Genomic DNA, 21,923 nt, shown 5'->3' with positions numbered 1-21,923 from the left:
CGGGCTGCCCCCGATCAGCCTTGGACCGGTAATGAGCTCACTCTCCGTCCCGCGTGCCGGCAGCGGCCCGCGCCCCTCCGCTCCGGCTTCCGTCGCGCCACGCATCGTCGCCGTTCCGGAAGCCTTCAACACCGAAGACCTCTACGTCGACCTCACCGGAGTCGTCGGTGCTCCGCTGCACCTGAAGTGCGAGGGATTCAACTTCGCCGGTTCGATCAAGCTCAAGGCGGCTGCCGAGATGGTCGACGCAGCCATCCGGGACGGGCACCTCACGGAGGACTCGGTGCTCGTCGAGTCGTCGTCGGGCAACCTCGGCGTCGCGCTGAGCATGATCGCCGCAAGCCGGCGCCTGCGCTTCCTGTGCATCACGGACCCGCGCTGCAACCTGTCCACCCGCCGGCTGATGGAGGCTCTCGGCAGCCGGGTCCACGTCGTCACCGAGCCGGTGGACGACGGGGGCTTCCTCGGCGCACGCATCCAGTACGTGCACCGGCTCTGCGCGTCCGACCGGCGCTACGTGTGGCTGAACCAGTACGCCAACCCGGGCAACTGGCGCGCGCACTACCGCACCACCGCACCGGCCATCGCCCGGCACTTCCCGGACGTCGACGTCCTCTTCGTCGGAGCCGGGACCACCGGCACGCTGATGGGTTGCGCGCGCTACTTCCGCGACCGTGACCGGCACGTGCGGGTCGTCGCCGTGGACGCCGTCGGCTCGGTGACCTTCGGCGGGCCCCCCGGACGCAGGATGATCCCGGGGCTGGGCACGAGCGTCCGCCCGGCCCTGCTCGACGAGAGCTACGTCGACGAGGTCGTCCGGGTCGAGGAGTGCGACACCGTGCGCACCTGCCACCGCATGGCCCGCCACGGGTTCCTCTTCGGCGGCTCCACCGGCACGGTCGTCAGCGGCGCCGGACGCTGGCTGGCCGAGCACGACGCCGACCGCCTCACCGCCGTGGCCATCGCGCCCGACCTGGGCGAGCGCTACCTGGACACGCTCTACCAGTCCAACTGGGTGGAGGCCCTCTACGGGCCGGAGGCGCTGGCCGTGTCGACCGACGACGCGCGGTGGGCGGACACGGCCGGCACACCGACCCCGGACGCCGTCGGCCAGCCGACCACGGGCGCGCTGGCGCCATGAGCACCGGGCCACGGCCGGCCGGCCGGACACCGCGGGCGGCGGCCCCGTGACGGCGGGGGCCCTGGCAGCCGCTCCCGTCGGTGCCGTCCCCGCGCGGGGCGACCTCGCGGCCACGGGTGTCGAGGCCGCGTTCTGCGGTCTCCTGCGGGACTGCCTGCAGGGGGCGGAGGTGACGCCGGAGTCGCACTTCTTCGACGACCTGGGCGCGGACTCGATGGTGATGGCGCAGTTCTGCGCCCGCGTCCGCAAGGATCCCGAGCTGCCGCGGGTCTCCATCAAGGACGTCTACCGGCACCCCACCGTCCGGGGCCTCGCCACCGCCCTCGGCGGCCCGGTGACCCCAGGCGCGACCCCCCCGGTGGTCGAGCAGCTGGGGTCGGTGCTGGCCGACGTGCTCGGCCGCGAGCGGGTCGACCCGGAGGCCCACTTCTTCGACGACCTGGGCGCGGACTCGATGGTGATGGCGCAGTTCTGCGCCCGCGTCCGCAAGCAGCCCGGCCTGCCGACGGTGTCGATCAAGGCCGTGTACCAGCACCCGACGCTCACCGGGCTGGCATCGACGCTGGCGCCCACCCCGGTGGCGGTCGAGCCGGAACAGGCCCGACCCGCCGGCCCGACGGCGGCCCCGCGGTCGGGGACGCCCGGAGCGAGCGCGCCCCCGGCGGTGCTCGCCCCGGCCCGCGGGCGCCCGCGCTACGTGCTGTGCGGCGTCCTCCAGGCGCTGACGTTCCTGGGTTACACGTACGCGACCACCGCCCTGGCCCTGCGCGGCTTCGAGTGGGTCGTGGACAGCGAGGACCTGTTCGCCTTCTACCAGCGCGCGGTGCTGGTGGGTGCGGCCACGTTCGCCGGTGCGGCCCTGTTCCCGGTGGCGGCCAAGTGGATCCTCGTCGGCCGGTGGCGGGCCGAGCGCTTCCGGGTGTGGAGCCTGCCCTACCTGAGGTTCTGGGTGGTCAAGACCCTGCTGCGGACCAGTCTGGTCACCCGGCTGTACGCCGGGTCACCGCTGTACTGCCTGTACCTGCGTGCGCTCGGCGCCCGCGTCGGGCGCGGGACCCTCGTCCTGACGCGGGCCATCCCCGTCTGCACGGACCTGCTGACGATCGGCGAGGGCGCGGTGGTCCGCAAGGACACCTTCCTCTCCTGCTACCGCGTGGTCGACGGGGTCGTCGAGACCGGGCCGGTCACCATCGGCCGGCACGCCTACGTCGGCGAGGGCTCGGTGCTCGACATCGGCTCGTCGCTCGGGGACGGCGCCACGCTGGCCCACCGGTCGTCGCTGCACGAGGGCCAGTCGGTGCCGTCCGGGCAGACCTGGCACGGGTCCCCCGCCGCGCCCACGGACTCCTCGTACCGGTCGGCCGCGCCCCGCCGGAGCGGTTCCGCCAGGCGTTTCGCCTACGGGCTCGGGCAGTTGGCCACGACGGCGCTGCTCACCATGCCGCTGGCCGTGGGGGTGCTCGACGCCGCCATCGCGGACCTGCCGGTGCTCGACGTCGACCTCACGCCGGGGACGCCGGGGGACGCCGGCTTCTGGCTGGGCTGCCTGCTGGTCTCGCTGGTCGTCTTCACCGGCGGTGCGCTCGGGTCGGCGCTGTTCGTGGTCACCGTCCCGCGCCTGCTGGCCCTGCCCCTGCGTCCGGGCCGGGTCTACCCCGTCTACGGCCTGCACTACTCCCTGCAGCGCACGATCGCACGCACCACGAACTCGAAGTTCCTGACCGGGCTGTTCGGCGACAGCTCCTACATCGTCGGGTACCTGCGCGCGATCGGGTACCGGATGACGCCGGTGCTCCAGACGGGGTCGAACTTCGGCACCGGCGTGCGGCACGAGACGCCGTACCTCGTCCGGATCGGCACCGGCACGATGGCCGCCGACGGGCTGTCGATCGTCAACGCCGACTTCTCCAGCACGTCGTTCACGCTGGCGCCGGCGCGGATCGGCGCGCACAGCTTCCTCGGCAACGCCATCACCTACCCGTCCGGCGCCCGTGTCGGCGACAACTGCCTGCTGGCCACCAAGGTGCTCGTGCCGGTCCACGGCCCGGTGCGGCACGACGTGGGACTGCTCGGTTCCCCGGCGTTCGAGATCCCGCGCTCGGTGGACCGCGACCTGGCCCTGCTCCCGCCCGAGGACCAGGTGCCGGCCCTGCTCCGGCGGAAGAACCGGTACAACCTGCGGACCATCCTGCTCTTCCTGCTCGCCCGCTGGTCCAACCTGTTCCTCGTCCTCGGCGCCACGCTCGTCGCCGCCGAGCTCTACCCGCGCTTCGGCTCCGTGGTGTTCGCGGCCTCCACCGTGCTCGCCCTGCTGCTCACGACCGCCTGGGGGGTGTTCCTGGAGCGCCTCTCCACCCGCTTCCGCCCCCTCCGGCCGCGCACCGTCTCCATCTACGACCCGTACTTCTGGTGGCACGAGCGCTTCTGGAAGATGCACGCGCACCCCGAGGTCTTCAACGGCACCCCGGTCAAGGGCCTGATATGGCGTCTGCTCGGTGTCCGGGGCGCCCGGCGGCTCTTCGACGACGGCTGCGGGATGCCCGAGCGGTCCCTGGTGACCCTCGGCGACGGCTGCACGCTGAACGCCGGCGCCACCGTCCAGGGCCACTCGCAGGAGGACAGCGCCTTCAAGTCCGGGGCCATCACGCTGGGGGCCGGCTGCACGGTCGGCGTCGGCGCATGGGTGCACTACGGGGTGACGATGGGCGAGAACTCCGCGCTGGCCGCGGACGCGTTCCTGATGAAGGGCGAGGAGGTGCCCGCCGGGGCGGTCTGGAGCGGCAATCCGGCGGTCCAGGTCCTCGACCCGCCGGTCGCCGCGGCCGGGGACGGCGCTGGGCGGCCCGCGGCGGCGGCGCCGGGGGCGTCCCGTGGTTCCCCGGACCTCCGCGGCCCGGCGATCGTGATCCCCGCGGAGCCCACGAGCCGCGCGGCCGCCGACGGGCGTCCTCCCGCGACGGGACCCGCCCGGCACCGCGCCGGCGCCGCCGCTGGCGGTGTCGCGGTGGCCGGACTGGTCCCGGCCCTCACGGCGGCGAGCGTGGGCCGCGGCCGGCACCGCGCATCCCCAGGCAGTCCGACCCGGAGGTCCCGATGACGGCCCTGCACGAACCGGCACGGAGCGACCCGCCCGACGAGGCCGGACGTCGCGCTCACGACCCCGCCGGACGCTACTGGCGGAACGTGCTGCTGGCCGGCGGCACGACGAGCCTGCCGCGCTGGGCGGCCCCGGGGTCCGCCGGCGTCGCGGTCGTCGACCTCGAGGTCGACGGGCCCACGACGGCGCGGCTGCGGGCGTTGGCGACCGAGCTCGCCGTTCCGCTGCGCACCCTCGCGCTCGCCGCGCACGCGCGCGTGCTGGCCGCCCTGTCGGGCGAGGCGCAGGTGGTCACGTCGTACGTGACCGGGCCGGTGGGGCTGCCGTGCGTGCTCCCGGCCACCGCGCCGTCGTGGCGAGCCCTCGTGGCCGAGGTCGGCGCCCGTGAACTCGCCCTGCGGGCCGCCGCGGGGTACCCCGTGGACGACGTCCGCGCCGAGCTGGGCACCACCGGGCCGGTCAGCGAGGCGGAGTTCGACCCGGCCGGCCGGCCCGGGCCGCCCTCCCCCGGATCGGTGCTCCGCCTGGAGGTCGAGGCGGGGGACGGCCGCCTCGTCCTGCGGCTGCGCCACCGCACCGAGGTGTTGGACGCCTCCGCCGGCCGGCGCATCGCCGGGTACCACCGCGCGGCGCTGACCGCGCTGACCACGGATCCGGACGCCGATCCCGGTGCGGCGACGCTGCTGTCCGGCACCGAGCTCGACCACCAGGTGCACGGTCTCGCGGGCCCCCGCCGGCCGCTGCCGGCTGAGCGACCGCACGAGCTGGTCCGCAGGCAGGCGGCCGAGCGACCGGATGCGGTCGCCCTCGAACGCGGGGACGCGCGCTGGACCTACGCCGAGCTCGCCGCCCGGGCCGACCGGGTCACGGCTGCCCTGCTCGACGCCGGGCTCGCGGGCGAGGACGTCGTCGCGGTGGTCACCGAGCGCTCGACGGAGTGGGCCGCAGCAGTGCTCGGCGTGCTGCAGGCGGGCGGGGCGTACCTGCCCCTCGAGCCGCACTTCCCGCCCGCCCGGATCGCCTCGGCCCTCGGCCGCGCCGGGGTGCGCCTGGTGCTCACCGAGGAGGGCAGCCGCGGCTCGCTCGACGCGGCCCTCGCCGACCTGCCCGCCGTCCGCGCCCTCGACCTGGGGGCCGTCTGCTCCGGCGATCCCGTCGTCGCCCGGCCGGTGGCCGTGCCCGCGACCGGGCTGGCCTACCTCTACTTCACCTCCGGCTCGACCGGGGAACCCAAGGGTGCGATGTGCGAGCACGCGGGCATGCTCAACCACCTGCTCGCCAAGATCACCGATCTCGGCCTCGACGAGCACAGCGTCGTGGCGCAGACCGCGCCGCAGTGCTTCGACATCTCCCTCTGGCAGCTGCTCGGGGCCTGGCTGGTGGGCGGACGCACCGTGCTCGTCCCGCAGGACGTCGTCCTGGACATCGGGCGCTTCGTCGACACCCTCGTCGAGCGCCGGATCAGCGTGCTCCAGGTCGTGCCGTCCTACCTGGAGGTCGTCCTGGCCCACCTGCAGCAGCGGCCGCGGGACCTGCCGGACCTGCGGGTGGTCTCGGTGACCGGCGAGGCGGTCAAGCCGGAGCTGGTGCAGCGCTGGTTCGACGTGCTGCCGACCGTGCCGCTGGTGAACGCCTACGGCCTGACCGAGACGTCCGACGACACCAACCACGAGATCCTGCACCGCCCGCCGGACGGCGACCGGGTGCCCCTGGGCCGGCCGGTCCAGAACGTGACCGTCTACGTGCTCGACGACCGCCTGCGGCCCGTCCCGCTGGGCGCACCGGGTGAGATCGCCTTCTCGGGGGTCTGCGTGGGACGGGGGTACGTCAACGATCCGGAGCGGACCGCCCGGGCCTTCCTCCCCGACCCGCTGCGGCCCGGGCACCGGCTGTACCGCAGCGGTGACCAGGGCCGGTGGCGGCCGGACGGCAAGCTCGAGTACCTGGGCCGGCAGGACCACCAGGTGAAGGTGGCCGGGTTCCGCATCGAGCTCGGGGAGGTCGAGAACGCGCTGCTCCGGCTGCCCGGCGTCCGGGACGCCGCCGTCGTCGTCACCGGGAGCGGGCGCAGCGCCCGGCTGGTCGCCTTCTGGACCGGCGACGGGCCCTCCGGAGCCGAGCAGGGGTTCGCCGACCTGCTGGCCGGCGCTCTCCCCGCCTACATGGTGCCGGCCCTCTTCTGCCGCCGCCCCGAGCTGCCGCTGACGGCCAACGGCAAGGTGGACCGGAAGGCCCTCACGGCGCTCGCCGCCGACCTGCGCCCGGCGCCGCAGGCCTCGACGCCCACCGGCCCGACGGAGCAGCGCCTGGCCGCCCTCTGGTCGAACCTGCTGGGCGTGCCCGTCGAGCGCATCGGCAGGGAGACCTCGTTCGTCGAGGCCGGCGGCACGTCGCTGTCCGTCGTCCGGCTCGCCGCCGCCCTCGACCGGGCCGTGTCGCTGGGCGACATCACGCGCACGCCCGTTCTCGCCGACCTCGCCGCCCTGCTCGACGAACGCGCGGCGTCCGCCGCTCCCGCGCGCTGACCCCTCCCGGAAGGAACCCGCCATGTCCGCCGCCCCCACGGTGCCCCCCGACCTCCGGCTCGCCCCGGGGGCGCTGCCGGTCCTGCGTGTCGCCCCCGACGACCCGGGGCGGTGGGGCGCCGAGAACCGCGGGACCGTCCGGGCGCTGGTGGCCGAGCACGGCGTCCTGCTCGTCCGCGGGCTGGCGATCCGGACGGCGGCGGACGTCGCGCTGCTGGCCGGCCGGCTCGGCTCCGGGCCGATGACCGAGCGCGAGGCCTTCGCCGCGCGCACCGCGGACGCCGACGGCGCGTACCCGTCGACGCCGTGGCCGGCGAACCAGCCGATGTGCATGCACCACGAGCTGAGCTACACGTCCGCTCCTCCCGGCCTGCTGCTCTTCGGCTGCCTGACCGCTCCGGAGACCGGTGGGGCCACCGCCGTGGCGGACGCCGCCGCCGTGCTGGCCGACCTGCCGCCGGACCTGCGGGCGCGCGCCGAGCGGCACGGCTGGGTGCTCGAGCGCACCTACAGCGAGGAGATCGGCGCGTCGTGGGCCGACGCGTTCGGCACCGACGACCCCGCCGCGGTCGACGCCTACTGCCGGGGTGCCGGGATCGAGGCCGTGTGGCGCCCCGGCGGCACGCTGCGCACCCGGCAGCACCGTCCCGCCGTCGTGACCCACCCGGTCGGCGGCCGGCGCTGCTGGTTCAACCAGATGGCCTTCCTCAGCGAGTGGACGCTGCTGCCGGAGGTGCGCGACTTCCTCGTCGACGAGTACGGGCCCGACAACCTGCCGTTCACCACCCGGTTCGGGGACGGCAGCCCGGTGGGGCCGGAGGAGGTGGCCGCGATCAACGAGGTCTACGACGCCCACACGCGGCGGGAACCGTGGCAGGCGGGTGACCTGCTGCTGGTCGACAACCTGCGCACCGCCCACAGCCGCGAGCCCTTCACCGGCCCGCGCGAGGTGGTCGTCGCGCTGACCGACCCCGTCCGCGTCGACGCCGCCGGCACCACCGAGGGAGGTGCGTCGTGACCGACGTCCGCAGCGCGCCGTCGCCCCTGCCGTCGTCGGCCGACCTGCCCGGACCGGGGCCGGCCCTGCCGCCGCCCTTCGCGATCGTGCCCGGCGCCCAGGTCGCGTCGGTCCTGCACGGCAGGGAGCGGGAGGTGGTCGCGCTGGTCGAGGAGACCTACCGGCTGCACGGCGCCGGTGCCACCGTCAACCCGCCGTCGTACTTCCTGCGTTTCCCGGACCGGCCGGCGTCGCGGATCATCGCCCTGCCGGCGTCGCTGGGGGGCGACGCGCCCGTCGACGGGCTGAAGTGGATCTCCAGCTTCCCCGGGAACGTGTCCTCTGGGCTGCCCCGGGCCTCCGCGGTGCTGATCCTCAACGACCCGGCGACCGGCTACCCGTACGCCTGCCTGGAGTCCTCCATCATCAGCGCGGCGCGGACCGCGGCGTCGGCCGCGGCGGCCGCCGAGCGGCTCAGCCGGGGCCGGCCACGGCCCCGGCGCGCCGGGTTCGTCGGCGCCGGGCTGATCGCCCGCTACGTGCACACCTACCTGGCCGCCACGGGGTGGACCTTCGAGGAGGTCGGGGTCCACGACCTGGACCGGGGCAGCGCCGAGGGGTTCCGCGGCTACCTGGACCGCTCCGGCACCCCCGGCCACGTCACCGTCCACGACGACCTGGAGTCGGTGGTCCGGGGCAGCGACCTGCTCGTCTTCGCCACCGTCGCGGGCACCCCGCACGTGCACGACCCGGCGTGGTTCGGGCACGCCCCGGTGGTGCTGCACGTGTCCCTGCGCGACCTCGCCCCCGCGGTGCTGCTCGAGGCCACCAACGTCGTCGACGACGTCGAGCACTGCCTGAAGGCCGAGACCTCGCCGCACCTGACCGAGCAGCTGACCGGCAGCAGGGACTTCCTCGACGGCACGCTGGCCGACGTCCTCGACGGTCGGGTGGAGGTCCCGCCCGACCGGACCGTCGTCTTCTCGCCCTTCGGCCTCGGCGTGCTCGACCTGGCGGTCGGCCGGTTCGTCCACGACGCCGTGCGGGACAGCGGCGGCCTGCGGGTCGTGGACGACTTCTTCAGCGAGCTGACGAGGCACGGGTGAGCGCATCCGCGGCCCCCGCGGCCCGCCCGGCGGTCGGCGCGCTCCCCCACCTGGCACCCGGCAGCTGCCAGGTCTGGTGGATCGACACCGACGAGGTCCACGCCGGGCACGACGACCTGCTGGACCCCGACGACGTCGTTCGGCGCGGGCGGCTGCACCGTCCCGCGGACCGGCGGCGGACGACGGCGGCGTGGGCGGTCGCCCGCCTGGTGCTGGGCGGGCTCGCCGGCCTCCCGCCCGAGGCGCTCCGGATCGACCGGACCTGCCTCGCGTGCGGGGGCGGGCACGGCAAGCCGCGCCTGCTCGGCGACGTGGGGCTGCACGTGTCGGTGTCCCACGCCGGGAACCGGGCGGTCGTCGCGGTCGGCCGGGACGCCCCCGTGGGCGTGGACATCGAGCAGGTGGGCGCGTGGGCGGACGCCGACCTGACCGACGTCGCCCGCCTCGTCCTCGCGCCGGAGGAGCGGGCGGTGCTCGCGCGGCAGCCGGCCGGGACCCGCGCCGAGGTGTTCACGACCTACTGGACCCGCAAGGAGGCCGCGGTGAAGGCGACCGGCGCCGGGCTCTCGGCGCCGCTGGACGACATCGTCGTCTCCTCCCCCGCGTTCCCCCCGCACCTGCTGCGCTGGGGTGCCGGGAACGGGGACGTGCCGGCCCCTTCCCTCGCGGCGCTCGCCGCGCCCGCCGGTTTCGTCGGCACCGTGGCGGTGCTCGGCCCGGCGGCCCCACGGGTCGTGGAGCACGACGCCGGGCCGCTGCTGCGCCGCTGCGGCTAGCGGCGGCCGTCCTCGCTCACCACTGCCGGAGAGCGCCCTGCGCAGGTCGGAGCCGATCGTCGCGGGCGACCCCGCCGGTTTTCTCACCCGGCCGATCTCAGGGACACTGCTCGCGGTAGTGCTCATCGTCGTCCCAGGTCCCCTGCTGTCCCGGCTGGTCGCCCGTCGACGGGCGACCGCCCACCGTCCTGCCAAGGAGCCCGTATGACCGTCCTCGTCGGATTCGTCCCCACCCCGGAGGCCCGCGCGGCCCTCGACGCCGGCATCGCCGAGGCCGCGCGCCGCGGCGAGGGTCTCCTGGTGCTGAACTCCGCGCGCGGAGGCGCCCCGGTCAGCGTGGAGGTCGCCGACGAGGACACCCTCCGCGACATCGGCGCCCGGGCCGAGAAGGCGGGCGTCGCCGTGGAGGTCCGGCAGGTCACGCGCGAGGGCGAGGTGGCCGACGAGGTGCTCCGCGTGGCGCGCGAGGTCGACGCCTCGGTGATCGTCATCGGGCTGCGCAAGCGCTCCCCCGTCGGCAAGCTGCTCATGGGCAGCAGCGCCCAGCGGATCCTGCTCGACGCCGACCGCCCGGTCCTCGCCGTCAAGCCCTGACGCCCGCCCCGGTGTGACCGGATCGACGGCCCCCGCGCGAGCGGGGGCCGTGCCAGGCGTGCCAGTCTCGTCGGGATGGACGCATGACGGGCGCGGAGATGGTGGCGGTCGCCGCCGCGGGGTTCGCCGCGGGCGGGATCAACGCCGTCGTCGGCTCGGGGACGCTGGTCTCCTTCCCAGTGCTGCTCGGCGTCGGCCTGCCGCCGGTGCCGGCCACGATCAGCAACTCGCTGGGGCTGGTCGGCGGCAACCTCACCGGCGCGATCGGCTACCGGCGCGAGCTGCGCGGGCAGGGCCGGCTGCTGCTCGGGTTGGTCCCGGCGTCGGTCCTCGGTGGCCTCACCGGCGCCTTCCTGCTCCTGCACCTGCCCGCCGCGGCCTTCGAGGCGGTGGTGCCGGTGCTGATCGCCGTCGCCGTCGTCCTCGTCGCGGTGCACCCGCTGGTCAAGCGCCGGATCGCCCGGCGGCACCCGGCGGGTGCCCCGGAGCTGCGCATCGGCCCGGGCCGGCGGACCGCGCTGTTCGGCACCGCCTACCTGACCGGCACGTACGGCGGCTACTTCGCGGCCAGCCAGGGTGTGATCCAGATCGGCCTGTTCGGGCTCCTGCTCCGCGAGCCGCTGCACCGGCTGAACGCGCTCAAGAACGTGCTGACGCTGACGGTGAACGGCGTGGCCGCGGGGGCCTACGTCGTCGTCGCGACCGACCGGGTGGTCTGGTCGGCGGCGGGCCTGCTGGCCGCCGGTTCGCTCCTGGGCGGGTACGTCAGCTCGCGCTACGGCCGGCGGCTGCCCGAGCCGCTGCTCCGGACGGCGATCGTCGTCCTGGGCGTGGTGGCGATCGGGGTGCTCCTCGGCGGATGACCGTGCCCGAGTTCCTCTTCCTCCTCGCCGCCGGGGTGGGGGCCGGCCTGACCGGCAGCATCGCGGGGCTCGCCTCGCTGGTGAGCTACCCCGCGCTGCTGGCCACCGGGCTGCCCCCGGTCACGGCCAACGTCACCAACACCGTGGCCCTGGTGCTCAACGCGGTCGGCTCGGTGAGCGCGTCGCGGCCGGAGCTGCACGGCCAGGCGCGCCGGCTGCGGCCGCTCCTGGTGGCGGCGGTGGCCGGTGGCGTCACCGGTGCGGTCCTCCTGCTCCTCACCCCGCCGGACGCGTTCGAGCGGATCGTGCCGTGGCTGATCGCCGGCGCCTCGGTGGCCATCCTCGTGCAGCGGCCACCTCGTGAGCTGGCCGCCGAAGGGGCCCGGCACGCCGCTGCCCACGACCCGCGCTGGCTGGCGCTGGGCACGTTCGCGGTGACCGTCTACGGCGGCTACTTCGGGGCGGCAGCAGGCGTCCTGCTGCTGGCCCTGTACCTGCTCTCCACCGGCGAAGGGCTGCCGCGCGGGAACGCCATGAAGAACGTCGTCCTCGGGGTCGCCAACGGCGTCGCCGCCCTCGGCTTCGCCTTCCTGGCCGACGTCGCGTGGGCCGCCGCGCTGCCGCTGGCGATGGGCTTCTTCCTCGGTGGCCGGCTGGGCCCCCGCGTGGTGCGCCGGGCGCCGCAGACGGCCCTCCGCACGGTCATCGCCCTGGCCGGGCTGGGGCTCGCCGTCCACCTGGGGATCCAGGCCTACCTCTGAGCCCGCCCGCCGTGGTCGGGAACGACCACGGCCGGCGGTCCCGCTCAGCGGGCGACGTAGGCGGACAGGAAGAGCACGAAGGCGCTGACCAGCAGCAGCAGCCGCGCGGGGGTCAGCCCGTTCACCAGCCCGGCCGTCGCCTCCACCCACTGCGGGCGCACCCCTGCCTCCCGGGACCGCTGGCGCACGATCCGCACCTCGTCGGCGAGCAGGACGCCGGCGGCGCCGAGCAGCCCGAGGCCCAGGACGGCGAACACGAGCGCCAGCCGGTCGGCGAAGGTGTCCGCCGACCCGGCCAGCAGCAGGACGGCGACCAGCCCCAGGAACAGGCCGAGCAGCCCCCCGGCCACCGGCGCCCAGGGGCCCATCACCGTCATGGGGCCGCGCCGCGGCTTGCGGGGCGCCGGCCGCACGCCCACCGGGGCCGTGGGGTGCCCGGCGGGCGGCGCGTCCCCTCCCGGCACCGGGGTCGGCTCGGGCACGGGCGGCACCGGCGCGGCCCCCGCCGCCCCGCCGGGTGGCGTGCCACCGGCGGTGGCCCCGCTGGGACTCGCCCCGCCGGACGGGGCCCCGGCGCCGTCGGGCCCGGGCGTGGGCAGGGACATGGTCTGGTCACGTTCGCTCATCGCACTCACCTCACCGGCCACGCTAGGCACAACCGCCCCGGCCGCCGCGCAGGACACCCCGCGCGGACGGCGTGGCCCATCCCTCACCGGCCCGGGAGGCCGGATCCCCGGTCAGCGGGTGACCGGACGCGCGCAGCCGGCGACCGCCGCGCTCAGAGCAGCCGGCGGCTATCCTCCCCGACCACCCGGAGCCAGCGGTAGCCGTAGCCCTCCAGCGCCACCTCCGCGCCGCCGTCGTCCCCGAGCTCGGTGGAGCAGGACATGAGCAGGTCCTCCAGGCGGTGCCGGCTGTCGCACCCGGGCACGGTGAGCGGCACCGTCCGCGGCTCGGACCCCAGGTTGTGCAGGGTGACCAGGGCGGCGTCGTCCCAGGTGCAGAGCAGGGCCAGCACCGAGGGGTGCGGCTGCTCCAGGACGGTGAACTCCCCCCACCCGAGCTCCGGGGACTCGCGGTAGCGCCGGATCAGCAGCTTCATGAAGGACAGCAGCGACTCCGGGTCGCGACGCTGGTCGGCGACGTTGACGAACTCGGGCCCGAACCCGCCGTCGACGACCGGCCGGGTCAGCTCGTCGGCCGGAGCGCGGGAGAAGCCACCGTTGGCGGCGCCGGTCCACTGCATCGGGGTGCGCACCGAGAGACGGCTGCCGGCCGAGAGGTCCTCCCCCATCCCGATCTCCTCGCCGTAGAACAGGACCGGGGTGCCCGGCAGGGCGAACAGCAGGCTGTAGACCATCCGCACCCGGCGCGGGTCCCCCGACAGCATCGGGGGCAACCGCCGGATCAGCCCCCGGTCGTAGACCTGCATCTCCGGCTCCGGGCCGAAGGCGGCGAAGACCTCCGCGCGCTCGTCGTCGGAGAGCTTGTCCAGGGTCAGCTCGTCGTGGTTGCGGACGAACGTCGCCCACTGGCTGTCCGAGGAGATGGCCGGTCGGGCGGACAGCGAGGCGGCGAGCGGCCCGGCGTCGCCGCGGGCCAGCGACAGGTACGTGCGCTGCATGGTGTTGAAGTCGAACTGCATGGTCAGCTCGTCGCCGTCCCCGCCGCCGAAGAAGCGCACCTGCTCCTCGAAGGGCAGGTTCACCTCGCCCAGCAGCACGCCGGCGCCGGTCCGCCGGCCGAGGAAGGCACGCAGGGCGCGGAGGTACTCGTGCGGGTCGGGGAACCGGGAGGCGGACTCCTCGTCGATCCCGGCGGTCTCCAGGAGGAAGGGGACGGCGTCGACCCGGAAGCCCGAGAGCCCCAGCTGCAGCCAGAAGCCCATGATCTTGGCGATCTCGTCCCGCACCTTCGGGTTGGCCACGTTCAGGTCCGGCTGCTCGGAGTAGAAGCGGTGCAGGTACCACTCACCGGTCTCCGGGCTGTGCGTCCAGATGCCACCCTCGGCGTCGGGGAACACCACCTGGTCGCTGGTGTCCGGCGGCTCGTCCCCGCGCCACACGTAGAAGTCCCGGTACGGCGACTCCTTGCTCTCCCTGGCCGACCGGAACCACGGGTGCTGGTCGGAGGTGTGGTTGACCACCAGGTCGGCGATCACCCGCATCCCGCGGTCGTTCGCCGTCCGGATCACCTCGACGAGGTCACCGAAGTCGCCGAGCCGGGGGTCGACGCCGTAGTAGTCGGTGATGTCGTAGCCGTCGTCCCGCCCGGCCGTCGGGTAGAAGGGCATCAGCCACAGGCAGGTGACGCCGAGGTCGGCGAGGTGGTCCAGCCGCTGCGCCAGGCCCTGCAGGTCGCCGACGCCGTCGCCGTTCCAGTCCATGTAGGTCTCGACGTCCAGGCAGTAGACGACGGCGTTCTTCCACCAGAGGTCGCTCGTGTCGGTGATCCTCACGGCGCCGGCACCGGCTCGACGCGCGGGCGGCGGTTCTCCGCCGGCCCGGGTGGGTCGATGGCGGCCACCGGGCCCGGGCGCTCCAGGTCGAACTGGGGTAGCACCCGCTCGCCGAACGCGTCCAGGAACGGCCGCTGCTCCTTGCCCACGTGGTGCAGGTAGACCTGGTCGAAGCCCAGCTCCAGGTACTCGGCGATCCAGGCCGCGTGCTGCCCCAGGTCGGCGGAGACCCGGACGGGGCCGTGCATGTCCTCCGGTGCCACGTGCGCGCTGGCCTGCTCGAACGCCTCCGGGCTGTCGAGGTCCCAGCACAGCGGCGGCGGGAAGACGTTGCTGCGCCACTGGTCGTGGGCGATCGCCAGCGCCCGGTCGGGGTCGGGATCCCAGGAGACGTGCACCTGGAGGACGAGGTCGCCCTGGCCGCCGGCATCCCGGTAGGCGGCGACCACCTGGCGCAGCTTCTCGTGCGGCTGGTTGATGGTGACCAGCCCGTCGGCCCAGTCGGCGTGCCGGCGCGCGGTGTCCACGCTCACCGCGGGCCCGATCAGGGCGGGCTGCGGGTCGGGGAGCGTGTAGATGGCCGCACGGTCGACGGTGACCAGGCCGTCGTGGGAGACCTCCTCCCCGGCGAGCAGCCGGCGGATCACGTCGACGCACTCGCGCAGCCGGGCGTCGCGGACCTCCTTGCGCGGCCAGGCGTCACCGGTGACGTGCTCGTTCATCGCCTCGCCGCTGCCGAGCGCGACCCAGAAGCGCCCGGGGAACATCGCACCCAGCGTCGCGATCGCCTGGGCCACGACCACCGGGTGGTAGCGCTGGCCGGGCGCGTTCACGGCACCGAAGGGCAGCGACGTGGTCGCCATCGCCGCGCCGAGCCAGGACCAGGCGAACCCCGACTCGCCCTGCCGCGGGTTCCACGGGGTGAGGTGGTCGGAGCACATCGCGGCGGTGAAGCCGACCTCCTCGGCGTGCCGGACGGCGTCCAGCAGCGCGGAAGGGTGGATCTGCTCGTGGGAGTTGTGGAACCCGATCACCGGCATGGGCCATGCCTACCGGGGCGGGGGTCGCCCGGCCAGACGAGCGCGCGCCCGGGTCGGCGGGCCGGGGCCGCCGGCCGAGAGGAACGCCACCACGGCCCGGACTGCGCGCCCGGGCGCACCCGGCGAGGATCGACAGGTGACGACGAAGCCGACGACCGACGACTGGGGCATCGATGCCAGCTGGCTGGACGCGCTGGACGAGGAACACCAGGTAGCCCGCGAGACGATCGAGACGCTGCGCGCCGTCATCGGCGAGCCACCGGCCGACCTGGAGGAGCGGGCGCCGATCGTCGCCCGCCCCGGTGACGCGCTGGAGGTCGACGAGGCCGACGTCGTCTGCGAGGACGGCGAGGTGCGGCACGTCGACGGCGAGCTGCCGCCGGACTTCCCGCTCGGCTACCACTGGCTGCAGGCGCCCGAGGGCCCGCGCCGGCGGCTGATCGTCTCCCCCGGCCGGTGCTGGCTGCCCGAGGACCGCGCCTGGGGCTGGGCGGTGCAGCTGTACGCCGCGCGCGGCCGGGAGAGCTGGGGCATCGGCGACCTCGGCGACCTGCGCACGCTGCGGCAGATGGCCGCCGAGCAGGGCGCCGGGTTCCTGCTCATCAACCCGCTGCACGCGGTCGCGCCCCTCGCCACCCAGGAGGCCAGCCCCTACCTGCCGGCCACCCGCCGTTTCCGCAACCCGCTCTACCTGCGGGTCGGGGAGGTACCCGGCGCCGATGCCGTCGACCTCGAGGCCGACGCCGGGCGCGCGCTGTCCGACGGGGCGCTGATCGACCGGGACTCCGTGTGGGCCCGCAAGCGCGAGGTCCTCATGCGGATCTTCTTCGCCCACGGCGGCGGTGAGGCGTTCGCCCGCTGGCGGGAGGAGCAGGGCCGCACGCTGCAGGACTGGGCGACGTGGGCGGCGATCACCGAGGAGCACGGCGCCGACTGGCACACGTGGCCGCCGGAGCTGCGCCGCCCCGATGCGCCCGCCGTCGCCGGGTACGCCGAGCGGCACGGCGCCGTCGTGGCGTTCCACGCCTGGCTGCAGTGGGCGCTGGAGCTCCAGCTCACCGAGGCGACCGCCGGGATGACCGTCATCCAGGACCTGCCCATCGGCTTCGCCGGTGGCGGCGCCGACGCCTGGGCCTGGCAGGAGGTGCTGGCCGACGGCGTGAGCGTCGGCGCACCCCCGGACGCGTTCAACTCCGCCGGGCAGGACTGGGGCTCCCCGCCGCTGATCCCGTGGCGGCTGCGCGACGCCGACTACGAGCCCTTCGTGCAGTCCATCCGGGCCACCATGGCCGGCGCGGGGGGCCTGCGGATCGACCACGTGATGGGGCTGTTCCGCCTGTGGTGGGTCCCCGCCGGCGGCAGCGCCGCCGACGGCGCCTACGTCCGCTATCCGGCCGAGGACCTGCTGAACATCGTCGCGCTGGAGAGCCACCGCGCCGGCGCTCTCGTCGTCGGGGAGGACCTCGGCACGGTGGAGGACGGCGTCCGCGAGGCGATGGCCGAGCACGGCGTCCTGTCCTACCGGCTGCTCTGGTTCGAGGAGGACGAGCCCGCCGAGTGGCCGGCCGAGGCGATGGCCGCCATCACCACGCACGACCTGCCGACCGTGGCGGGGCTGTGGACGGAGGCCGACGTCGACGAGCAGCGGGAGCACGGGACCGGCACGGAGGAGGAGCTCGAGCGGGGCCGCGGCTCCCTGCTGGCGCACCTGCCCGGGCTCAGCGACGACGCGAGCGTGGAGCAGGCGGTCGAGCGCGCCCACCAGCTCCTGGCGCAGGCCCCCTCGCTGCTGCTGTCGGCGACGCTGGACGACGCCGTCGGTGAGCAGCGCCGGCCGAACATGCCGGGCGCCGACGACCGGCCCAACTGGTCGCTGCCGCTGCCCGTGGCGGTGGAGGACCTGCCGGCCCACCCGCTGCTGCGGACGGTGGCCCGGACCCTGGCCGACGGGGTCCGGAAGGGCTGACACGGCACCGGCGCGCGTCACGTGCGGGTGCGGGTCAGGACTCCGTGCCCTCCTGCTCGGCGGTCCCCTCCCCGCGGCCCTGGTCGAGGCGGTCGGTGCCCGGCCCGCCGATCAGCACGTCGCTGCCGTTCCCGCCGTCGAGCCGGTCGTCGCCGAAACCGCCGGACAGCACGTCGTCACCGTTCTCGCCGGCGATGCGGTCGTCGCCGGCGCCACCGCAGACGACGTCGTCGCCGCCGCGGCCGCGGATGACGTCGTCCCCACCGAGGCCCATGATCACGTCGCGGCCCTCCGTGCCGCTGAGCTTGTCGCGGCCCTCGGTGCCCCGGATCGTGGGCAGCAGGCCCTGGCAGCGCTCCTCCAGGTCGACGCCGACCACCACCGGGTCGTGGTCGCTGGACCGGTACGGGTCAGCGGCGTAGAGCGCCGGGTCCCCGTAGTACTGGTAGGCGAAGGACTCGACCGCGTTGATGTTCCAGTGCGCGACGCCGGTGACCTTCGCCGCCAGCTCCGCCGTGGCCAGCGCGTGGTCCAGCGAGCCGGACTGGTCGTCGAACACGTAGCTGTAGCGGCCCGGGTCGAACTGCTGACCGAGGTCGACGTACCCCTCCCCCTCGAGGAGGACGATCGGGTCCTCCTCGCTGTAGGCGTTGAAGTCGCCCATCAGCACGACGTCCTCGTCGGCGCTCTCCGCACGCAGCCGCTCGGCGAACTGCGCCAGCGATGCCGCCTGCCGGACCCGGTCACCGTTCCAGGCACCCTGGCCGTCGCCGGAGTCCACGTTGTCGCCGGTCGGCTCGCCGGGGCTCTTGGACTTGAAGTGGTTGGCGACGACGGTGAACGCGTCGCCGTCCTTCACGAAGGTCTGGGCGAGCGGCTCGCGGGCGTTGTCCCACACGTCCTCGTCGACCAGCCCCGCGGGCTCGCCCACCGGGAGGACGACGTCGCCCTGGTAGATGATCCCGTTGCGGATGACGTCGCGGTCGACCGCGTAGAGCTCGTCGGGCAGCGGCACGTAGTCCCACTTGTCGTACCCGGCGGCGGCGTTCAGCCGGCGCACCAGGTCGGCCAGCGCGGTGTCCGCGTCGCCCGGCGTGAGACCGGTGGCGTCGCTGTCCTCGATCTCCATGAGGGTGACGACCTCGGCCCCGAGGGCCTCGATGGCCGGCACGATCTTCCCGGCCTGCTTCTCGAGCTGCTCGGGGTCGCGCGCACCCCGGCCCGGCTCCCCGAAGGTCAGGAAGTAGTTGAGCACGTTGAAGGCGGCGAGCCGGACGTCGCCGCCGACCTGCTCCGGGGCCGCCGGCCGGGTGTTCTGCGGGGCGAAGACGCCGTCGGCGGTGCCGTCGGCGGGCTGCAGCCGCCACTGGTCGAAGCCGTAGCCGAGGACGAGGGGCTCGGTGAACTCGAGCTCGTCACCGACCCGGACCGGCGTCTCCGAGGTGAGGTAGGGGCGGGTGGTGGCGGTCACCCGCGCGCTCACGCCGTCGTCGAGCACGATGCGGCGCAGCACGTTCTCCGCCACGACCGCCTCGGCCGCGGCGGTGCCGGGCCGCGCGAGCTCGGTCGGCTGCACCAGCAGGCCGCCCTCGGAGAGGGTGAGCTCGCCGAAGCTCGTGAGGTCGAAGACCTCGCTGACGGTCAGCGTGTCCACGGGCGCGACGAGCATGCCTTCGAGCCGCTCGCGCTCCGCGTCCCCGGCGGGCAGGTCCAGCGGCGCGGCGCCGGGCAGGTCGTCCGCCGTGCCCTCGGCGCAGACCGCGGCGTTCTCACGGGAGCTGATCTGCGTCTGGCCGAAGTACTCCTGCGCCTGGCCGGTGACGGCGACGGTGTCACCGAGGTCGACCGCGACGTCGCTGAACACGAAGATGCCGTCGGAGGTCGCGGCGTCGCCGTCGCCGTCGGCGTCCTGCAGGTGGAAGCCGCCGAAGCCCTCCAGGTCACCGACGACGACGCCGCGGACGGTGACCTGCTGCCCGGCGAGCGGGGTCTCCGCGCCCGGGCCCTGGACCGCCCCGATCTCGTGCGTCGGCGCCGTCGCGCAGACGTCGACCGGCTCCTCGGGCTCCGGCTCGGCGGCGCCCGCGGGGTTGACCGCGCCCCGGCTGGCGGTCGCCGGGTCGCTCCACACGAGGGCGTCGGCCGCCGCGTCGTAGGTCCGGGACAGCGACTGCCCCACCGGCGTCGCCCCTCCCTCGGAGACGCCGATGTCGGTGCTGGCCAGCCCGGCCGCCGGCCCGTCCGCGGCGGTGACGGTGCCCTCGTAGGAGAGGAACTCCAGCACCTCGGTGCCGCGCACCAGCGCGACGCCGTCCGGTGCGCCGTTCTGCAGGCCCGGGGCGTCGACGGCCACGACGGCGGGGGCATCCGCGGGCGCGGTCGCCTCCCCGAGCTCGATGGCCCCGTAGGAGGCACCGTTGCTGCCGTTGTAGAGGACGACGGACAGCCCCTCGGACGTGGTGCCCGCGGGCAGGTGCACCTCGACGAACTCGCCGGTGTCGGTGCCGTCGTTGTCGTAGTGGATCTCGGAGATGAACGGGGTGGTCGGCGGCGCCGCCGAGGCGACGGCGGGCAGGCCCACCGCGGCCACGGAGGCGGCGAGGGTGCCGAGGGCGGTTCGGCGCGCGAGGAGGCGCGGACCGCCGGTGCGTACGAGCACGGAGGAGTCCTTCCGGAGGGACGGGGAGACGCGCGAACGGTAAGCCGATCGGGTGACGATCGGCACCACGGAAGGTGACCGGCACGTGACGGACCGGTCCCTATGGGATATGTCACATTTCGGAACGCGGTCACGACATGTTCACCCGCCGGTGTGACGCTCCCCGGGCAAGCTCCCCCAACCACCCCGGAGCGTCATGTCTCTGAAGCACCTGCGCCGCGGCACCGTCGTGGCGACCGTGGCCGTGGCCTCGCTGGCCGGCGGCACCCTGGCGGGGACCGCCACCGCCGCGCCCGCCCAGGATCCCCGCCCCGACTTCACCCTCACGCTGCTGCACGCCAACGACCTCGAGTCGGCGCTGCTGCCGGTGACCGCCGACGACGGCGGCACCTACGGCGGGGCCGACCGCTTCGTCGAGCTGATCCGCCGGCAGCAGATGCTCGCCCTGACCGGCCCGCGGCCCGAGGGCGCGGCGAAGAACCGGGGCGTGGTCACCGTCTCGGCCGGCGACAACTTCCTCCCCGGCCCCCAGCTGGCCGCCAGCGAGGAGTCCGGGCGCCGGATCTACGACGCCACCGCGTTCAACGCCGCCCGCTTCGACGTCTCGATCCCGGGCAACCACGACTTCGACCTCGGCCCGGACTTCTTCGCCGAGTGGATCGGCGACATCCGCCCGGAGACGACGATCGTGTCCAGCAACCTCGGCTTCGAGCAGGAGCCGGCCCTGCTGGCGCGCGTGGCCGACGGCACCGTCGTCACCTCGCACGTCGTCGAGGAGAGCGGGGAGCAGATCGGCTTCATCGGGCTCACCACGCCGGACCTCGCCCGCCTGACCAGCTCCCGCGACGTGACGATCGACCCCGACCTCGCCGGGATCGCGAACGCCCAGGCCGCCGCGTACGAGGCCGCCGGCGTCGACAAGGTCGTGCTCGTCTCGCACCTGCAGGACATCGAGAACGAGGTGGCGCTCGCCACCGAGCTCCGCGGCGTCGACGTCATCATCGGCGGCGGGGGGCACGAACTGCTCGCCGACGAGGGCGACCCGCTGGTCCCCAACGGCACCGACGTCTTCGGCTCCTACCCGCTGACCCCGACCGACGCCGACGGCGAGGTCCTGCCCGTGGTGACGACGGCCGCCCTCTACAGCTACGTCGGGCGCCTCGTCGTGTCGTTCGACGCGGCCGGCGAGGTCGTCACCGTGCACGACGACGCCTCGCGCGTCCTCCCGGTGGCGGCCCAGGGCCCGGACGCCGTCCCGGCGAACTACGCGGTGAACCGGTGGGTCGTCGAGCCGGTGCAGGAGTACGTCGCGGACCTCGCCGAGCAGGTGGTGGCCACCTCGCAGGTCGACCTCAACGGCATCCGCGACGACGTCCGCAGCCGGGAGACCAACCTGGGCAACCTCGCCACGGACGCCCTCCTGGCCGCCGGCCGGCGCGAGGCCGCCGCGGCCGGCGTCACGCCTCCGGTCGTCGCCCTGCAGAACGGCGGCGGCATCCGCAACGCCGCGGTCATCCCGGCCGGGGAGATCACCGCCCTGGACACCTACACGGTCCTCCCGTTCTCGAACTTCGTCGGCGTCGCCCCGGCCATGCCGGTCGAGACCTTCATCGCCGGCGTCGAGCGCGGACTGTCCGGTCTGCCGGGCGCGGCGGGCCAGTTCGCCCAGGCTGCGGGCTACCGGGTCACCTACGACGTGACCCAGCCGGTCGGCTCGCGGGTCGTCGACCTGGTCCTGGACGACGGGACCGCGCTCGTGGAGGGCGGCGTGCCGACCGGTGCGCTGGAGACCATCCCGGTCGCCACGATCGACTTCCTGCTCCGCGGCGGCGACGGCTACCCGTTCGACGGGGTCGCGTTCACCGTCCTGCCGGTGACCTACCAGGAGGCGCTGGAGACCTACCTGGTCGAGGACCTCGGCGGCGTCGTCAGCGCCACGG

General features: G+C 74.9%; 15 protein-coding genes. 11 read left to right on the top strand and 4 right to left on the bottom strand.

Annotated elements, in window-relative coordinates; genetic code table 11:
• Nucleotides 1–31 precede the first annotated feature (31 nt).
• From sbnA to E9549_RS12875, 9 genes are all read left to right on the top strand, one after another.
• A complete protein-coding gene (gene sbnA, locus E9549_RS12915) occupies nucleotides 32–1,141 on the top strand; it encodes a 2,3-diaminopropionate biosynthesis protein SbnA (RefSeq protein ID WP_236826947.1) in 1,110 nt (369 codons plus the stop codon).
• A 46-nt stretch (nucleotides 1,142–1,187) separates the two neighbouring features.
• Nucleotides 1,188–4,238 (top strand): Pls/PosA family non-ribosomal peptide synthetase, encoded by a 3,051-nt coding sequence (locus E9549_RS12910; RefSeq protein WP_236826946.1) that lies wholly within the window; start codon nucleotides 1,188–1,190, stop codon nucleotides 4,236–4,238.
• A complete protein-coding gene (locus E9549_RS12905; protein ID WP_236826945.1) occupies nucleotides 4,235–6,763 on the top strand; it encodes an amino acid adenylation domain-containing protein in 2,529 nt (842 codons plus the stop codon). The genes E9549_RS12910 and E9549_RS12905 overlap by 4 nt, the downstream gene beginning before the upstream one ends.
• A 22-nt stretch (nucleotides 6,764–6,785) precedes the next feature.
• Nucleotides 6,786–7,781 (top strand): TauD/TfdA family dioxygenase, encoded by a 996-nt coding sequence (locus E9549_RS12900; protein ID WP_236826944.1) that lies wholly within the window; start codon nucleotides 6,786–6,788, stop codon nucleotides 7,779–7,781.
• Nucleotides 7,778–8,866: a 2,3-diaminopropionate biosynthesis protein SbnB gene (sbnB, locus tag E9549_RS12895; protein WP_236826943.1), complete on the top strand. Its 1,089-nt coding sequence runs from the start codon at nucleotides 7,778–7,780 to the stop codon at nucleotides 8,864–8,866. Before E9549_RS12900 ends, sbnB begins: the two co-directional genes overlap by 4 nt.
• Complete coding sequence (locus E9549_RS24185) at nucleotides 8,863–9,642, top strand: 4'-phosphopantetheinyl transferase superfamily protein (RefSeq protein ID WP_236826942.1); 780 nt, start codon at nucleotides 8,863–8,865, stop codon at nucleotides 9,640–9,642. The genes sbnB and E9549_RS24185 overlap by 4 nt, the downstream gene beginning before the upstream one ends.
• 204 nt (nucleotides 9,643–9,846) lie before the next feature.
• Nucleotides 9,847–10,236, top strand: a complete 390-nt coding sequence (locus tag E9549_RS12885; RefSeq protein ID WP_236826941.1) for a universal stress protein — start codon at nucleotides 9,847–9,849, stop codon at nucleotides 10,234–10,236.
• An 83-nt stretch (nucleotides 10,237–10,319) separates the two neighbouring features.
• On the top strand, nucleotides 10,320–11,099 hold the full coding sequence (locus E9549_RS12880) for a sulfite exporter TauE/SafE family protein (RefSeq protein WP_236826940.1): 780 nt from the start codon (nucleotides 10,320–10,322) through the stop codon (nucleotides 11,097–11,099).
• Complete coding sequence (locus E9549_RS12875) at nucleotides 11,096–11,860, top strand: sulfite exporter TauE/SafE family protein (protein WP_236826939.1); 765 nt, start codon at nucleotides 11,096–11,098, stop codon at nucleotides 11,858–11,860. Before E9549_RS12880 ends, E9549_RS12875 begins: the two co-directional genes overlap by 4 nt.
• Nucleotides 11,861–11,904: 44 nt before the next feature.
• On the opposite strand, the gene E9549_RS12870 is transcribed toward E9549_RS12875, so the two are convergent.
• From E9549_RS12870 to E9549_RS12860, 3 genes are all read right to left on the bottom strand, one after another.
• Nucleotides 11,905–12,486, bottom strand: coding sequence for a hypothetical protein (locus E9549_RS12870; RefSeq protein ID WP_236826938.1), 582 nt, complete (start codon nucleotides 12,484–12,486; stop codon nucleotides 11,905–11,907).
• A 152-nt stretch (nucleotides 12,487–12,638) separates the two neighbouring features.
• Nucleotides 12,639–14,318, bottom strand: a complete 1,680-nt coding sequence (locus E9549_RS12865) for an alpha-amylase family protein (RefSeq protein WP_236826937.1) — start codon at nucleotides 14,316–14,318, stop codon at nucleotides 12,639–12,641.
• Nucleotides 14,315–15,358 (bottom strand): TIGR03885 family FMN-dependent LLM class oxidoreductase, encoded by a 1,044-nt coding sequence (locus E9549_RS12860; protein ID WP_236826936.1) that lies wholly within the window; start codon nucleotides 15,356–15,358, stop codon nucleotides 14,315–14,317. The genes E9549_RS12865 and E9549_RS12860 overlap by 4 nt, the downstream gene beginning before the upstream one ends.
• 136 nt (nucleotides 15,359–15,494) lie before the next feature.
• Between E9549_RS12860 and malQ the strand changes: the two genes are divergently transcribed.
• A complete protein-coding gene (gene malQ, locus E9549_RS12855; protein ID WP_236826935.1) occupies nucleotides 15,495–17,324 on the top strand; it encodes a 4-alpha-glucanotransferase in 1,830 nt (609 codons plus the stop codon).
• Between the two features lie 34 nt (nucleotides 17,325–17,358).
• On the opposite strand, the gene E9549_RS12850 is transcribed toward malQ, so the two are convergent.
• Nucleotides 17,359–19,983 (bottom strand): ExeM/NucH family extracellular endonuclease, encoded by a 2,625-nt coding sequence (locus E9549_RS12850; RefSeq protein WP_236826934.1) that lies wholly within the window; start codon nucleotides 19,981–19,983, stop codon nucleotides 17,359–17,361.
• A gap of 196 nt (nucleotides 19,984–20,179) precedes the next feature.
• Between E9549_RS12850 and E9549_RS12845 the strand changes: the two genes are divergently transcribed.
• Nucleotides 20,180–21,923 (top strand): bifunctional UDP-sugar hydrolase/5'-nucleotidase (locus E9549_RS12845; protein WP_236826933.1); only part of this gene is annotated, 1,744 nt, incomplete at its 3' end.

This window comes from Blastococcus sp. MG754426 (assembly GCF_021699055.1).
Taxonomy (GTDB): domain Bacteria; phylum Actinomycetota; class Actinomycetes; order Mycobacteriales; family Geodermatophilaceae; genus Blastococcus.
The sequence above is the reverse complement of the archived record's forward strand: the minus strand, read 5'-3'. Positions and strand labels throughout refer to the sequence as shown.

What these genes read in the sequence shown, in the direction of transcription:
- sbnA (WP_236826947.1), top strand. Translation starts at nt 32, where the DNA reads ATGAGCTCACTCTCCGTCCCGCGTGCCGGCAGCGGCCCGCGCCCCTCC.
- E9549_RS12905 (WP_236826945.1), top strand. Translation starts at nt 4,235, where the DNA reads ATGACGGCCCTGCACGAACCGGCACGGAGCGACCCGCCCGACGAGGCC.
- E9549_RS12900 (WP_236826944.1), top strand. Translation starts at nt 6,786, where the DNA reads ATGTCCGCCGCCCCCACGGTGCCCCCCGACCTCCGGCTCGCCCCGGGG.
- E9549_RS12885 (WP_236826941.1), top strand. Translation starts at nt 9,847, where the DNA reads ATGACCGTCCTCGTCGGATTCGTCCCCACCCCGGAGGCCCGCGCGGCC.
- E9549_RS12880 (WP_236826940.1), top strand. Translation starts at nt 10,320, where the DNA reads ATGACGGGCGCGGAGATGGTGGCGGTCGCCGCCGCGGGGTTCGCCGCG.
- E9549_RS12875 (WP_236826939.1), top strand. Translation starts at nt 11,096, where the DNA reads ATGACCGTGCCCGAGTTCCTCTTCCTCCTCGCCGCCGGGGTGGGGGCC.
- E9549_RS12870 (WP_236826938.1), bottom strand. Translation starts at nt 12,486, where the DNA reads ATGAGCGAACGTGACCAGACCATGTCCCTGCCCACGCCCGGGCCCGAC.
- E9549_RS12860 (WP_236826936.1), bottom strand. Translation starts at nt 15,358, where the DNA reads ATGCCGGTGATCGGGTTCCACAACTCCCACGAGCAGATCCACCCTTCC.